Annotated in this window: 12 protein-coding genes, 1 tRNA gene and 2 pseudogenes; 6 read left to right on the top strand and 9 right to left on the bottom strand. The window is 55.8% G+C overall.

Annotated elements, in window-relative coordinates; genetic code table 11:
* Positions 1–12 precede the first annotated feature (12 nt).
* Entirely contained in the window at positions 13–720 is a 708-nt protein-coding gene (gene yycF, locus FD34_RS06230; protein WP_057807818.1) for a response regulator YycF, read from the bottom strand.
* A 160-nt stretch (positions 721–880) separates the two neighbouring features.
* Here yycF and FD34_RS06225 point away from each other — a divergent pair.
* Positions 881–953, top strand: a tRNA-Lys gene (locus tag FD34_RS06225).
* 93 nt (positions 954–1,046) lie between these two features.
* Here FD34_RS06225 and FD34_RS06220 read toward each other — a convergent pair.
* On the bottom strand, positions 1,047–1,760 hold the full coding sequence (locus FD34_RS06220) for a winged helix-turn-helix transcriptional regulator (protein WP_057807816.1): 714 nt from the start codon (positions 1,758–1,760) through the stop codon (positions 1,047–1,049).
* Between the two features lie 121 nt (positions 1,761–1,881).
* On the opposite strand from FD34_RS06220, the pseudogene FD34_RS06215 reads away from it, so the two are divergent.
* From FD34_RS06215 to phoU, 5 genes and pseudogenes are all read left to right on the top strand, one after another.
* A pseudogene (locus FD34_RS06215) lies at positions 1,882–2,749 on the top strand (phosphate ABC transporter substrate-binding protein).
* A gap of 4 nt (positions 2,750–2,753) precedes the next feature.
* Positions 2,754–3,652 (top strand): annotated as a pseudogene (gene pstC / locus FD34_RS06210) (phosphate ABC transporter permease subunit PstC).
* On the top strand, positions 3,652–4,533 hold the full coding sequence (gene pstA / locus FD34_RS06205) for a phosphate ABC transporter permease PstA (protein ID WP_057807814.1): 882 nt from the start codon (positions 3,652–3,654) through the stop codon (positions 4,531–4,533). Before pstC ends, pstA begins: the two are co-directional and overlap by 1 nt.
* Before the next feature lie 9 nt (positions 4,534–4,542).
* Positions 4,543–5,298, top strand: a complete 756-nt coding sequence (gene pstB, locus FD34_RS06200; protein WP_057807812.1) for a phosphate ABC transporter ATP-binding protein PstB — start codon at positions 4,543–4,545, stop codon at positions 5,296–5,298.
* Between the two features lie 10 nt (positions 5,299–5,308).
* Complete coding sequence (gene phoU, locus FD34_RS06195) at positions 5,309–6,010, top strand: phosphate signaling complex protein PhoU (protein ID WP_057807811.1); 702 nt, start codon at positions 5,309–5,311, stop codon at positions 6,008–6,010.
* Between the two features lie 54 nt (positions 6,011–6,064).
* Here the strand turns inward: phoU and FD34_RS06190 are convergent, their stop codons facing one another.
* The 7 genes from FD34_RS06190 to FD34_RS06160 all read right to left on the bottom strand — a co-directional run bounded on the left by FD34_RS06190 (position 6,065) and on the right by FD34_RS06160 (position 13,973).
* Positions 6,065–6,946, bottom strand: coding sequence for a PPK2 family polyphosphate kinase (locus tag FD34_RS06190; protein WP_057807809.1), 882 nt, complete (start codon positions 6,944–6,946; stop codon positions 6,065–6,067).
* Between the two features lie 125 nt (positions 6,947–7,071).
* Positions 7,072–8,193 (bottom strand): NAD(P)-dependent alcohol dehydrogenase, encoded by a 1,122-nt coding sequence (locus tag FD34_RS06185; RefSeq protein ID WP_057807807.1) that lies wholly within the window; start codon positions 8,191–8,193, stop codon positions 7,072–7,074.
* Positions 8,194–8,398: 205 nt separating this feature from the next.
* Positions 8,399–8,713 (bottom strand): hypothetical protein, encoded by a 315-nt coding sequence (locus tag FD34_RS06180; RefSeq protein ID WP_057807805.1) that lies wholly within the window; start codon positions 8,711–8,713, stop codon positions 8,399–8,401.
* 12 nt (positions 8,714–8,725) lie between these two features.
* Positions 8,726–9,931: an MDR family MFS transporter gene (locus tag FD34_RS06175; RefSeq protein ID WP_057807803.1), complete on the bottom strand. Its 1,206-nt coding sequence runs from the start codon at positions 9,929–9,931 to the stop codon at positions 8,726–8,728.
* Between the two features lie 122 nt (positions 9,932–10,053).
* On the bottom strand, positions 10,054–11,442 hold the full coding sequence (dnaB, locus tag FD34_RS06170; RefSeq protein ID WP_057807801.1) for a replicative DNA helicase: 1,389 nt from the start codon (positions 11,440–11,442) through the stop codon (positions 10,054–10,056).
* 48 nt (positions 11,443–11,490) lie between these two features.
* A complete protein-coding gene (gene rplI, locus FD34_RS06165; RefSeq protein ID WP_057807926.1) occupies positions 11,491–11,943 on the bottom strand; it encodes a 50S ribosomal protein L9 in 453 nt (150 codons plus the stop codon).
* 5 nt (positions 11,944–11,948) lie between these two features.
* Complete coding sequence (locus FD34_RS06160) at positions 11,949–13,973, bottom strand: DHH family phosphoesterase (RefSeq protein ID WP_057807799.1); 2,025 nt, start codon at positions 13,971–13,973, stop codon at positions 11,949–11,951.
* Positions 13,974–13,979 lie beyond the last annotated feature (6 nt).

Genomic DNA, 13,979 nt, shown 5'->3' with positions numbered 1-13,979 from the left:
ACTGTTCAGCCTCTAATTCTGATCAGGATTTGCTAAATAGTAACCGACCCCACGCCGCGTGATCAGCCATTGCGGGTGGCTCGGGTTGTCTTCGATCTTTTCCCGGAGACGCCGGACCGTCACGTCAACAGTCCGAACATCGCCAAAGTAGTCATAGCCCCAGACGGTCTGCAGGAGGTGCTCCCGGTTGATGACCTGACCGATGTGCTGGGCTAGGTAGTGGAGCAGTTCAAACTCCCGGTGGGTCAGGTTGATGTTCTCCTCCCGCTTGGTAACCGTGTAGGCCTCGGGGTGGATCGTCAGATCACCGACCTTGATATCGGTGTTCTTCCCCTCCTCAGCTGGGGCCTTCAGGGTTGCCTGCCGCCGCAGGTTGGCCTTGACCCGGGCGACCAGTTCCCGGTTGGAGAACGGCTTGGTGACGTAATCATCCGCCCCCAATTCGAGTCCTAAGACCTTGTCGAGCTCGGAGTCCTTGGCCGTCACCATGATGATCGGCATCGTATGCTTGGCCCGAACCCGCTTAGCCACTTCCAGACCGTCGATCTTCGGCAGCATCAAGTCCAGGATGATCAGGTCGGGGCTTTCGCTTTCGACCTTCTCCAGGGCCTCCTCACCATCGTAGGCGGTCACGACCTCGTAGCCTTCCTTTTCAAGATTGAATTTGATGATATCTGAAATTGGTTTCTCGTCGTCAACGACTAGTATCTTCTTTGCCATTTCAAAATCCCCTCCATGGGTGATTGTTTTACTTAACCTAAACTTAGTAACCGTGCCCCCATTATAGCACAGCTGGACTTTTTATCATTTTTTGGCAAATTCTGGTTGACAGCTACAGCGGACGGTGGTAGATTAATTAAGTACCTTGTTAAGAGGTTATGGGCAGTTAGCTCAGCTGGCAGAGCAACGGACTCTTAATCCGTGGGTCCAGGGTTCGATCCCCTGACTGCCCATCCTCAAGCACTCGTTTCGGCGGGTGCTTTTTTCGTATCTAAATAAATGGCCGCTGGCGTTCTGAACCAATCGAACGTTAGCGGCCATTTGCATTACTTCACGATTTTATACCCAAATCCTCGGACCGTTAGCAGGTGGGCCGGGTGATGGGGATCATCCTCCAGTTTGTCGCGAAGGTGACTGATGTGGATGTCGACGATCCGCGAGGTGTTCAGCATATCGTACCCCCAGACCCCAGCGACCAGCTGATCACGACTGAGAACCTGATCGTGGTGGTCAATTAGGTAGGAAAGGAGCTGGAACTCCTTAGGGGGCAGGTCGACACGGGCGCCGTCCTTAGTCACGGTATAGTTTTGCCGGTCCAGCCGCCACCGACCAATGGTAATCAGTTGCCGTGAGGGCTGCTTGCTTGGCGTGACCGCGGCCTTAAATTGGGCGTGCTGGTAGAGCCACTGGCGCTGTTCGAGCTGGGCACGTAGGACCGCCGCAGTTAATGGAAAGGCGACGATGTCATCAACCCGGGCCCGGTAGAGTTTTCGCTGGATCCGCTCCGTCAGTTTGGGAGTAAAGACGGTGATCGGTCCGTGGACCTGGTGGCGGACCAGGGTCATCGTCGCAATCGTGGTATCCAGGTCGGTCGCGGAAAGTTCCCACCAGATCCCGGTAGGCTGGTGGTTCTCTAAGGCCACCACCAGGCCGGTCGGGGTGGTGACCTGATCAAATGACCAGTGGGCCTGCTTGCCAAGCTGGTCGAGCTGGTGAATCAGATCGGGATCCTGACCCATTAGCAAGAAATGGTTCGTCATATATTCCTCCCAGGTTTACACAACCTTTACAATAAGCAGATCAAATATTTACATCGCCTTGATATTCTCTATTTGTATCATATGAATGAAAACAGTGAAAACAACTAAGGGAGTAGCAGAGATGAAGAGAATTATCACCCTTGTGGCCTTAATATTGGTCATCGGTAGCCTGGGGATCGGTTGGGCCACTGCCAGGAAGCAGCCGCCGCTGGCCAAAGTGACGGTGGTTGGCTCTACCGCCCTCCAGCCGCTGACCGAGGCTGTCAGCAAGGAATACCGCACCGACCATCCCCAGGTAAGCATCACCGTTCAGGGCGGCGGTTCCGGCACTGGATTGAGTCAGGTCCAGGCCGATGCCGTTAACATTGGGGCCTCGGACATCTTCGCCGAGCAAAAGGATGGGATTGATCCCCACCGGCTCCGCGATCACGTCGTCGCGGTTTCTGGGATCGTCTCCATCGTCAACCGCGACCTGGGGATCAGGAACCTCTCCCTGGCCCAGCTCCGGCAAATCTACACTGGTGAGATCACCAACTGGCAACAGGTTGGGGGCCCAGATCGTCCGATTACGGTGATCAACCGGGCGGCCGGCAGCGGTACCCGGGTGGCGTTTGAGCAGGTCGTCTTAAAGAACCGGCCACCACTCAACGCTCAAGAACAGGATTCCAACGGGACAGTCAAAACAATCGTGGCTAACACCCCGGGCGCCATCTCATACATATCTGCCGCCTACCTCAATAAGCAGGTCCAGCCGTTGACAATCGATAAAGTGACACCCACCACCAACAACATCACGACTAACCGCTGGCCCCTGTGGTCCTACGAGCACATGTACACCCGGCAGAAGCCAAGTCGGGCAACCCGAATTCATCGCCTTCATGCAGAGTAAGCGGGTCCAGCAGACCCTCGTGACTGACGCCCACTATATCAATATCCATGACATGCAGGTGCAGCGGGCCGCCGATGGCACGATTCGGGTAAAGGAGTAAACAAATGAATGACTTTCAACAACAACTGACCCAGTCGTCCCCGGAGAGTCGGCAGGAATGGACCGGTAAGTTCACCAGCCGTCTCGCGATCGTCCTTATCGGGGGCCTGGTTGGCACAATCCTGATTTTCCTGACGGTCAAGGGGGTGGCCCTGTTTACCGACAATGGGTCTCAGTCTGGAGATTTCTTTCCCAGACCGACTGGCAGCCCGGCCATCATCACTTCGGGGCTCTCCCGATGATCGTGACCTCCTTTGGCGTGACCCTTCTTGCGGGTGCGGTGTCGCTTCCCCTGGCACTAGTGGTCGCCGTCGCAATTACGGAGATCCTGCCTGGCAAGGTCAAACTCGTCTTCCAGCCCCTGATTGAGCTGCTGGTCGGCATCCCCTCCGTGGTATATGGATACCTGGGGCTGACCACCATCGTCCCCGCCCTACAACGGCTCTTCGGTGGGACTGGATTCGGGATCCTCGCCGCCACCGGGGTCCTCTTCCTGATGATTCTGCCAACCATGACTTCGATGACCATCGACAGTCTGCGGGCCGTCCCCCAGAAATACCGGGAAGCCTCAGCTGGTTTGGGGGCAACCCGCTGGCAGACCATTTCTCGGGTGGTCATTCCGAGTGCCAGGAGTGGGATCCTGACGGCGACGGTCTTCGGCATGGCCCGGGCATTCGGGGAGGCGCTGGCCGTTCAGATGGTGATCGGTAACACCACCGTGATGCCTACGGGATTGGTCGAATCTGCGACCACCCTGACCAGCGTCTTGACCACCGGAATCGGCAATACCGTTATGGGCACAGCAGAAAATAACGCTCTCTGGTCTCTGGCCCTGATCCTTCTGCTAATGTCCTTGGTCTTCAACCTCCTGATCCACCTGGCAAGTAAGAAAGGAGCGCGCTGATGTCTCCAGAACGCATTGATAAGGTCGCCAGCACCATCATCCTGGGAGTAGCCGGACTCATCGGACTCGTCGTCTTGAGCCTCCTCATCTACATCCTAGCGCTAGGTATCCCCCACATCTCCTGGCACTTTCTAACCAGCGAGGCCGAATCTTTTGCGGCCGGTGGGGGGATCCGCGACCAGCTGTTTAACTCCCTCTACCTAGTTGTTTTGACCCTGATCGTCTCCGTACCGCTGGCGCTTTGGGCGGCCATTTACTTGAATGAGTACGCTCCCGACAACCAGGCCACCCGCTTGCTGCGCCTGGCAATCGAGGTCTTGAGTTCCCTGCCCTCCGTGGTCGTGGGGCTGTTCGGCTACCTCGTCTTCGTCCTCAAATTCGGCATGGACTTCTCCCTGCTCGCCGGGGCCCTGGCCCTGACCATTCTGAACCTGCCGATCCTGACCCGTAGCTGCGAGGATGCCCTCCGCCAGGTCCCCTACCTCCAGCGCCAGGCGGGACTAGGTCTGGGGATGTCGAAATGGCGGGTGACGACCAAGATTGTCCTGCCGGCGGCCCTCCCGGGAATCATCACCGGAGCTATCCTCAGTGCTGGCCGAATCTTCGGCGAGGCGGCGACCCTGATCTACACCGCCGGGCAGAGTGCTCCCTTGATCAGCTACACCGACTGGAACCCGTTTAGCCCGACCAGCTTCCTTAACCCCATGCGGCCCGCCGAAACACTGGCGGTTCACATCTGGAAGGTCAACAGTGAAGGCCTCGTCCCTGATGCCCGAGCGGTTTCCAATGGCTCCGCAGCCGTTTTGATCATCACCATCCTACTGTTCAACCTGGTCGCCCGCTACGTTGGGCACCGCATCAAACGACACCTAGCAAAGTGAGGAAAAACTATGCCAACTGATTCAATCTTAGAACTAAAGGATCTTCAGGTCTTTTACGGTGACAAGCACGTTATCCATGACGTCAACCTCAAGTTCCCACCCAAGCAGATCACGGCCCTAATCGGCGCCTCTGGTTCGGGTAAGTCCACCGTCCTGCGGAGTCTCAACCGGATGAACGATGACCTCGCCACGGTCACCGGAGCCATCAATTTCCACGGGGTCAACATCAACCAGCCCCAGGTCAACGTCTACCGGGTCCGGCAGCGAATCGGGATGGTCTTCCAGCAACCGACCCCCTTCCCAATGTCAATCTACGAAAACGTGATCTACGGCCTCCGTCTGGCTGGAGTCAAGGACCGGGCCGTGTTAGACCAGCGGGTCGAGGAGAGCCTGCGTCAGGCCGCCCTCTGGGATGAGGTCAAGGACCAATTGAAGGCCAGTGCCCTCGCCCTCTCCGGTGGTCAGCAGCAGCGCCTGTGCATCGCCCGAACCCTGGCGGTGCGCCCGGAGATCATTCTCATGGACGAACCGACCAGCGCCCTAGACCCGGTTTCGACTTCGCAAATCGAGGATACCCTTGTACAATTAAAGGAGCAGTTTACGATCATCATGGTGACCCACAACATGCAGCAAGCGTCGCGGTCAGCCAACTGGACAGCCTTCATGCACCAGGGGCACCTGATTGAATTCGACCAGACGGCTAAGATTTTCATGAACCCGCACGAGCAACAGACAGCCGATTACCTGAGCGGCAAGTTTGGTTAGGAGGAATATGATGGGTGCTATTTTTAACGATGAACTGAAACGCCTCCGTGGTCACTTCATGGAGATGGGGATCGACGCCAGCGAACAGATCTACCAGGCAACCAAGGCCTTCACGGAAAATGATCCGCAGCTGGCCAAACAGGTTCTGGCAGCGGATACCAGAATCAATGACGAGGAGGTCAAACTGGAGAAGGAGGCCTTAAAGCTGATGGCCCTCCAGCAGCCGGTAGCTAGTGACTTCCGTAAAATCATCGGGATCCTTAAGGCCAGCAGTGATATTGAGCGGCTGGGCGACTATGCCACACACATCGCCCGAGCCGCAATTGACCTGAGTGACCGGGGACACAACCCGACCATCGAGGAGCAGATCGAACAGATGATGATGATGATCCGGGAGATGCTGGAGCGGGTCCTCGACGCCTACGCATACACCAACGAGCAGCTGGCCTACGAGGTCGCCAACAAAGATATTCAGGTCGACATGATCTATGTCCAGCAGCAACAGGCGATCATGACCGCTCTGACTACAGCCGGGGCCAACGTCAAGCCATACGGCGACTACCTGTCGGTGATCCGCTTCCTCGAACGGGCGGGCGATCATATCGTCAACCTGGCCGAATGGGTCATCTATATTGGATCGGGTAAGCTGGTGGAGCTCAACCCCGGCAAGGCCGACCCGGACATGGTCAAACGCAAATTAAGTAAAAAGTAAAAGCAGCGGTTGGCGCTTCACTTCATGCGTCGATCGCCGCTTTGCTTTTAATGACTAATCCTTACCCTCATTCAGCAGGATCTGGTGGGCCCGGGCGAGCTCTCCCTCCTGGTCTGGTGTCATCTCTGGATAGGCCAGCGGGAGCTTCTCAATCCGCTTGGTGATGATGTCCGAGACGATCAGGCGAGAATACCACTTGTCATCGGCCGGAATAACGTACCAGGGATTTTCCTTGGTGGCCGTGGCATTGATCGCCTTGTCGTAGGCCGACTGGTACTTATCCCAGAACTGCCGCTCGTGAATATCGGCCGCCGAGAACTTCCAATTCTTTCGCGGCGTCTCGATCCGGGACAGGAACCGCTTCTTCTGCTCATCCTTGGAGACGTGGAGGAAGAATTTCAGGATCACGTAGCCGTTGCGGGACAGGTACTTCTCGTATTCGCGGATGTCCTCGTAGCGCCCGTCGAAGAAGTCCTTGTTGACGTCCAGCAGGGTGGTGACCCCGGGCAGGTTAGCCTTGAGGATGATCTCAGGATGGACCCGGGAGACCAGGACGTCCTCGTAATAGGAACGGTTGAAGATACCGATCGAGCCGCGCTTCGGTAGGGCCTCATTGATCCGCCAGAGGTAATCGTGCTGCAGCTCTGCGGAGGTTGGCTGCTTGAAGTTGGCCACCTTGAAGCCGACCGGGTTGACCCCGGAGAAGATGTGCGAGATCATGCTGTCCTTGCCGGCCGCATCCATTGCCTGGAAGGCGACGATGACGCCGTAGCGGTGGCGGGCGTACATCTTCTTCTGGGCGTCCTTAATCCGCTTGACATTCTTATCGATCGTTGCCTTGATCTGGTCAAGCTCATCGGCAGAGTCAGCCACCCAGGTTGGGGCCTTCTTGATATTAAAGTTATCCTTAGTGTAGCGGTACTGTTTCGTATCCATCCGTCATTCCTCCCTTAGCGTTTACAGACCCCATTTTAGCATCTTCACCGGGCGAGCAGGCAAAAGGTTTCCCGGGAAATAAAAAAGGACCGGTGGCAACTTCCGTCAGCGGTCCCTCAGCTTACTTATTCACCCGGCTGGTAGTCCTTATCGATAATCAGCACCGGCTTGATCGTCTTTCCGGAAACGGAATCGGCGTTAGCCTGGTTGATATCAGCGAAGTCATAAAACTTCTCAGTCTTGTCAAAGTCAAACATCCCCTGCTTGTAGAATTCGATCAGGCGTGGAATGTCAACCTGCGGGATGGAGTCCCCCATGTTGACTCCGACAATTGTCCGGTCGGCTGGGCAGAGGTCCGTCCAGGTGTTGACGTCGATGTGGTTGACCGTCACCGCGATGGCAGCCAGAACACCCCCCTGGGCCAAGGCTTGGATAGAGTCTTCCAGCACCTTGGTGACCCCGGTCGTGTCAACCAGGTAGTCAACACCCTTACCACCGGTCAGGTCCTGGACAGCCTTGACCATGTCGACGTCGTTGGTATTGATCGTGTCGGTAGCACCCAGTTCTTTGGCTAATGCCAGCCGCTCCGGAACCCGATCAATTGCGATGACCTTAGTGCAACCGGAGATCTTGCCGGCCATCATGGCTGCCAGACCAACCGCCCCGGTACCGGCGACCGCAATCGTGGATCCTGGTTCTGGCTTCAGCGTATTGAAGACCGTTCCGGAGCCAGTAACGTAACCACAGCCCAGTGGTCCTAACTTTCGCAGGTCGAGGTCTTTTGGCACCTTGACGGCGTTCCGCTCCCGAACCACCGTGGTCGTGGTGAAGGATGATTGGTCAAACATGTCATCAACCTGGTGACCATCCTCGGTGAAGTGGGCACTACCGTCTGGTCGAACCCCAGACAGGTTATTGGCTGCGTAGTTTAGACACTTGGTTGGCTTACCCTTCAGGCAGTTGATACAGTTACCACAACCGTAGAAAGAGAGAATGACGTGATCTCCCGGCTTGAAGTTCTTGACCTCGGGGCCGACCTTCTCAACGATCCCGGCACCCTCATGACCCAGAATGATCGGGTAGCCAATTTCGGCGTCACCCTTTCGTAGGGCCTCGTCGGAGTGGCAGATTCCGGAGGCCACCATGTGGATCAAGAGATCATCAGCCTGCATGTCGGCGAGCTCGACGTCATCCCGGATGTCAAACTTGGCACCCTTCTTGTCAACAACCGCTGCTTTAATCTTCATTCCAAAGCATCTCCTCATGTTATGTCCAATTGTCTCAACAGTATTAAGCGTATCATAGTTGATCGTTATTAGTAAGCGCTTTCACAAATGAATTGATCGGACACCGCTCCAGGACCGATCTGGACCGATCGACGACTTAAACTTTATATGATAAAACCAACATATTAGAAAAAGGCGAGGAACCCATCCGCTGGGCACCGCGCCTTTATTGTTGTTGTAATTGTTCGGGGCTGACCGGGTGCTTGCCATGCTTCAGCTTACCGATCTTGCCCTCGCGGCCGTTGTTGACAACAAACTCGTCGACCGCCCCGCAGTGCTCGCAGACCACCACGATCTGGTAGCGCTGGGAGTCATCCTGGTTGGTGTCCATCCAGTTGCGCTCGGCAATCACCAGCGGCTCCTGCTGGCAGCGATAGCACGGTACCAACAGCCGACGATTCTCACGAAAACCGTCGCCAGTTTTACCGACCATCCCGTAACGATCCTCGCCTTGAACATTATCAAAGTTGTTGTAGAACACGCGATTACTTCCTTAGTACTTAACCGTCTGGGACTTATTCAGCTGGACAACCGCCCAGACAATGATTTCCATCACAAATATCGAGGCCGCACAGATCACAAAGAGGATGTGGTAGGAGGCCGCCCCGATGATCAGCCCCCCAAATAGGGGACCAAACGCCTTCCCCAGCGACGAGAAGGCGTTGAGGATCCCCTGGTACTTCCCCTTGACCTCGACTGGGGAGAGGCTGTTGACGATTGCCGGCATTGTCGGAAAGGCCGTCGCCTCCCCGATCGTCAGGATCACCATGGCGATGATGTACCAGATGTAGCTCTTGGCAAACAGGAGGAGGACAAAGGACAAGCCGACGGTAAAGATGCCGACGAAGACCTGGGCGTAGGGGTTATTGTACCAGCGGTTTAGCCAGGTCAGCAATAACTGCATGACCACGATCAGGACCCCGTTGAGTGTCCAGAGCAGGCTGTACTTGGTCATCGAGATCCCCTGGTCGGTCATGAAGACGGACAGGTTACTGGACCACTGCTCGTACATTGTCCAGACCACGCAGAGGGCCACAAAAAAGATCCAGTTGATCCACAGGTTGGCACGGGGCAGACTGGTCGTTGTTACCGGTGAATCGTCCTTGAAGCGGGCCTCGTCCACCGGCTCCGGATGCGGGTCCTCCTTAAAGTAGACGAAGACGACGATCGAGAAGAGGATGTAGAGGATAGTCGTGATCGTGAAGAGCGGGGCAATATTGCCGTGGGCGTGCTGGTAGAGCGGGCCGACAATCGTGGTCCCGATCACCATCCCCAGGTTGTTGGCAAAGTAGAGCATGTTGAAGACGTAACGGCCATCCTTATGCAGCCGGGTTCCGAACGAGTTGACCATCGTGATGATCCAACCGTTAAAAAAGCCGATCGCCGTCAGTAGGATCGCGTAGATCGGCCAACCGTTGAAGAAGATCATGGTCGCAATAACGACTGTCGCGGCAATTGTCCCGCCCAGCATCAGGTGGCGCGGATTCCGTTTATCAAAGAGCATGCCGCTAATATAGCTGCCGACCACATTGGCCCCGGAATAGAAGAGCAGCACAATCCCTGATACGGTTAATGACTCGTGCAGTTGTTCATGCATGTAGATCGTGGTCAACGGCCAGACAAAACTGTTGCCGATACTCCCGAAGAACATCCCCAGCAACAGCCATTTCAACTCAATTCCCTGTGTTTGACGGTTCATCCTAACGCCTCCTTGTTTTTCCTTAAGCGAACGAAAAGAGCACTCCAGTGAACCTGAAACGCCCCTTTCTTATAACTACAGTCACGAAAAGCAGCGCCACGGCACTTACTTTCCGTCCTACTTTAATTCTGTTCCCCCGGTACGTAGGCCACGGAGGCAAACTTGTTGTATGACTTGGCAAACAGCAGCTTGACCGTCCCCCGCGGACCACTCCGGTTCTTCTCAATAATGACTTCAACTTCACTAACGTTGGAGTCGTCACCGTTGTCCTGGCCACCATCCTGCTGGTCGTCATCCCCACCATCGTGCTCGTAGTAGTCGTCACGATAGAGGAAGCTGACGATATCCGCATCCTGTTCGATTGATCCAGACTCACGGATGTCAGACAGCACCGGCCGCTTGTCCTGTCGCTGTTCAACCCCACGAGAGAGCTGAGACAGGGCGATCACCGGGACCTCAAGCTCCTTAGCCAGCTTCTTGAGCTGCCGGGAGATTTCGGAGACTTCCTGTTGCCGGTTATCGGGGTTATTCCCTTCGATCAGTTGCAGGTAGTCGATTACGATCAGCCCCAGGTTACCGGTCTCCTTCTTCAGACGCCGGCAGCGGGCCCGGATCTCGGCCACCTTGATCCCGGCGGTGTCATCGATGTAGAGGTGGGCATTCGACAACGTCCCAGCAGCAAAGAACAGGCTCTCCCATTCGTCGCTGGTCAGGTTCCCGGTCCGCAGGTGGTTAGCGTCAATATTCCCCTCGGCACACAGCATCCGGTTGACCAGCGATTCGGCCCCCATTTCGAGGCTGAAGATCGCCACCGTCTTGTCGGTCTTGGTGGCCACATTCTGAGCGATGTTGAGGGCAAAGGCGGTCTTCCCAACGGCTGGCCGCGCCGCGATGATTACCAGCTCATCGGGGTGGAAGCCGGTCGTCATCCGGTCCAGCTGGGGGTAGCCCGTCTCCAGTCCGGTGATCTCCGAGTCGTTGCCCGACAGGGTCTCGATGTGGTTCATCGCGCTATTTAGGACCTGCTGGATGTTCTGAAAGCCGTCCTGGCTGTTGGATTCGGAGACGTGAAGAATTGACTGTTCCGCCTGATCGAGCAGGTCGGTGGTGTCGTTGTCGTCCGCGTACCCCTCGTTGATGATCTTGGTGGCGGTGTTGATTAGGTTCCGCCGTACGGCCTTGTCATGGACAATCTTGGCATAGAAGGCCACGTTGGCCGCTGACGGGACCGATGAGGCCAATTCGGCCAGGTAGACCATCCCACCGACGTTCTCGGTCTGATTGTCCTTGTCCAGGGCACTCTTGATCGTCACCACGTCGATCGGCTGGTCGTCATCGTTTAACGCCACCATCTTTTCGAAGATGATCTGGTGGGCCCGCTTATAAAAATCCCCGGGCTGCAGGTATTCCATTGCATCAGCCAACGCGTTTTTACTTAAAAAAGCAGCTCCGAGAACTGCCTTTTCAGCTTCAATATCGTGTGGCTCTTCTTGCATTGGTGCATTATCCATGACGATACCTCGCTTTTAATAAATCAAAATTCAATTATACCGGTTAAACTACTTTTCCGCAATGTGCACCCGAATCTCGGCACTGACTTCGGGGTGGAGCTTAATCGGCACGTTGACGTAGCCCAGGGCCCTAATTGGCGCTGCCAGTTCGATCTTGCGCTTATCAATCTTGACCTTGTACTGCTTCTGCAGGGCCGTGGCAATCTGCTTAGTGGAAATGGAACCAAACATCCGACCGTCCGTACCGGCCTTCCCGCTCAGCTCAACGACCGTCTTGTCGTCCTCCAGCACCTTCTTGAGTTGCTTAGCTTCTTCTAATTCCTCAGCGGCGTGCTTGGCCTCGGCCCGTTGTTGGCCGGCCAGCTGGCTCATTGCCGCCTTGGTAGCCTGCTTGGCCAGGCCGCGCTTGATCAGGTAGTTCTGGGCGTAACCATCGGGAACTTCCTTGACCTGGCCGCGCTTACCCCGACCACGAACATCTTGCGTAAAAATAACTTTCATCTTGTTCACTCCTCTTCATCTTCCTGACTACTATTATCATCCGTCTTCGCCAGAAGATCAATCAATTCATTCTTTACCGCATCGACCGTCTTATCGGCAACCTGGGTGGCCGCGTTGGCCAGGTGACCCCCGCCACCCATCTGCTCCATGATGATCTGGACGTTGACGTCGCCTGCAGACCGGGCGGAAACCCCGACCTTGCCGTCTGCGCGCCGGGTGATGACAAACGAGGCCTCGACTCCCTCGACTTGGAGGAGCATGTCAGCCGCCTGGGCCGCCGTAACGGAGTCATAGACCCGGTCATCCTCACCGGCACAGATGGCAATCTGGTCATTGATTATTGCCCGGGAAATTAAGTGGTTGCGATCCATGAAGCTCTGTGGGTCCTCCTTCATGAAGGACTGGATCATCATCCCGTCCGCCCCGGCTGAACGCAGGTAGGAGGCAGCATCAAAGGTCCGTGTTCCGGCACTCTTGGTGAAGGACTTTGTGTCAATCTGGATCCCGGTCAACATCGTTGTAGCCTCGAGCTTGTTTAGCCCCTTGCCTTCCCGCGGCTGGTACTCGAACATCTCGGTAATCAGCTCACAGGTCGAGGAGGCATACGGTTCGATGTAGACCAGCAGTGGATTCTCAGGGAACTCCTCGCCGCGCCGGTGGTGGTCGATGATCACCAACCGATTCTGCAGCTTATCATACAACTCGGGCGAGATGGTGATGCTGCGCTTGGCGTGGTCCACCATCACCAACAGGCTATTGTCTGTGACCTTCTCTAGGGCCTCGTCCGGCGTGATGATATGATCCTTGATCGTCTGGTAGTTATTGATCTCGTTCATCAGACGCTGAATGTCGGCGTGGGGGTGTTCGTCGTCCACCACGATCCAGCATTTCTTGCCGTTCATCTCAGCGATCCGACGAATTCCCAGACAGGCCCCCAGCGAGTCCATGTCCGGGTTGTGGTGCCCCATGACGAAGAGCTGGTCCGCCTGGTTGATCAGTTCCTGAAGAGCCTGGCTGATCATCCGCGCCCGGACCCGGGTCCGCTTCTCCATCGGGTTAGTCTTGCCCCCGTAGAAACGAGCTGGCTGGTCCTTGGACCGGACGACGACCTGGTCGCCCCCACGACCAAGTGCCAGGTCCAAGTTGTTCTGCGCCGTGTCGGCCAGCTTGATCAGGTCGTTCTCGGCATAGGCAATCCCCACGCTGAGGGTGACCGGTGAGTTGCGCTGGGACGTGCTCTGACGAATGACATCCAGGATCTTGAACTTCTTCTTCTCCAATTCTTCAAGTGAGCTCTGGTGCCCGATGATTAAGTAGTTATCATCATCGATGATCTTCATCAAGAGGTGGTTGTCACTGGCCCACTTACTGATCTCCGAGGTAACGTAGTTGTGCAGGTTAGAGACGTCCGTATCACTCATCCCCTGAATCAGCTCGTCATAGTTATCCAGGTAGATATTGCCCAGAAAGATTTGTTCCTGCCGGTAGCGCCGTTCTACCGCCGCGTACTTGCTGATATCCAGCAGGTACGCCACCCGGTAACGGGGCTGAACCAGAAACTCAAACTGGTGGTCGCGCCAGGTGACAATCCGTGGTTCCTGGTGATCGCGCCCGTCTTCAATCAGCTTGGCCAACTGGTCGTCAACACTGGCCACCGGTTTGCCAACTACCTTCTCAAGCTTAAAGTAGCGTGCCATGTAGGGGTTGATCCACTCGACCTCGTTGCGATCATTAAGCATAATCATCCCCACCGGCATGGCCAATAGTGCCTCCTGTTGGCCATGCTGGATCTGGTAGGTCAGGTGGTTTAGGTACTCGTGGGTATCATTAACCAGCTGTCGAAGCCGGCGCAGGCTGATCGTACTCCCGATGACCGCCAGCACCACCACCGCCAGGCCGATCATCCAGTTGAACATGAAGGCCAGGACCAGGCTGATCACGGTCATGCACAGTAGATAATAGACATTCCAGCGGACCGCTGGGTGTTTCAGATAAAACAGCCAGTTTTCACGACTGAAAAATTCACGCATAGTAAT

This window comes from Limosilactobacillus pontis DSM 8475, assembly GCF_001435345.1.
In the GTDB taxonomy this organism is placed as follows: Bacteria; Bacillota; Bacilli; order Lactobacillales; family Lactobacillaceae; genus Limosilactobacillus; species Limosilactobacillus pontis.
The sequence above is the reverse complement of the archived record's forward strand: the minus strand, read 5'-3'. Positions and strand labels throughout refer to the sequence as shown.

Excerpts from the sequence above, each read along its gene's own strand:
- yycF (WP_057807818.1), bottom strand. The coding sequence starts at position 720 with ATGGCAAAGAAGATACTAGTCGTTGACGACGAGAAACCAATTTCAGAT.
- FD34_RS06220 (WP_057807816.1), bottom strand. The coding sequence starts at position 1,760 with ATGACGAACCATTTCTTGCTAATGGGTCAGGATCCCGATCTGATTCAC.
- pstA (WP_057807814.1), top strand. The coding sequence starts at position 3,652 with ATGTCTCCAGAACGCATTGATAAGGTCGCCAGCACCATCATCCTGGGA.
- pstB (WP_057807812.1), top strand. The coding sequence starts at position 4,543 with ATGCCAACTGATTCAATCTTAGAACTAAAGGATCTTCAGGTCTTTTAC.
- phoU (WP_057807811.1), top strand. The coding sequence starts at position 5,309 with ATGGGTGCTATTTTTAACGATGAACTGAAACGCCTCCGTGGTCACTTC.
- FD34_RS06190 (WP_057807809.1), bottom strand. The coding sequence starts at position 6,946 with ATGGATACGAAACAGTACCGCTACACTAAGGATAACTTTAATATCAAG.
- FD34_RS06185 (WP_057807807.1), bottom strand. The coding sequence starts at position 8,193 with ATGAAGATTAAAGCAGCGGTTGTTGACAAGAAGGGTGCCAAGTTTGAC.
- FD34_RS06175 (WP_057807803.1), bottom strand. The coding sequence starts at position 9,931 with ATGAACCGTCAAACACAGGGAATTGAGTTGAAATGGCTGTTGCTGGGG.
- dnaB (WP_057807801.1), bottom strand. The coding sequence starts at position 11,442 with ATGGATAATGCACCAATGCAAGAAGAGCCACACGATATTGAAGCTGAA.
- rplI (WP_057807926.1), bottom strand. The coding sequence starts at position 11,943 with ATGAAAGTTATTTTTACGCAAGATGTTCGTGGTCGGGGTAAGCGCGGC.
- FD34_RS06160 (WP_057807799.1), bottom strand. The coding sequence starts at position 13,973 with ATGCGTGAATTTTTCAGTCGTGAAAACTGGCTGTTTTATCTGAAACAC.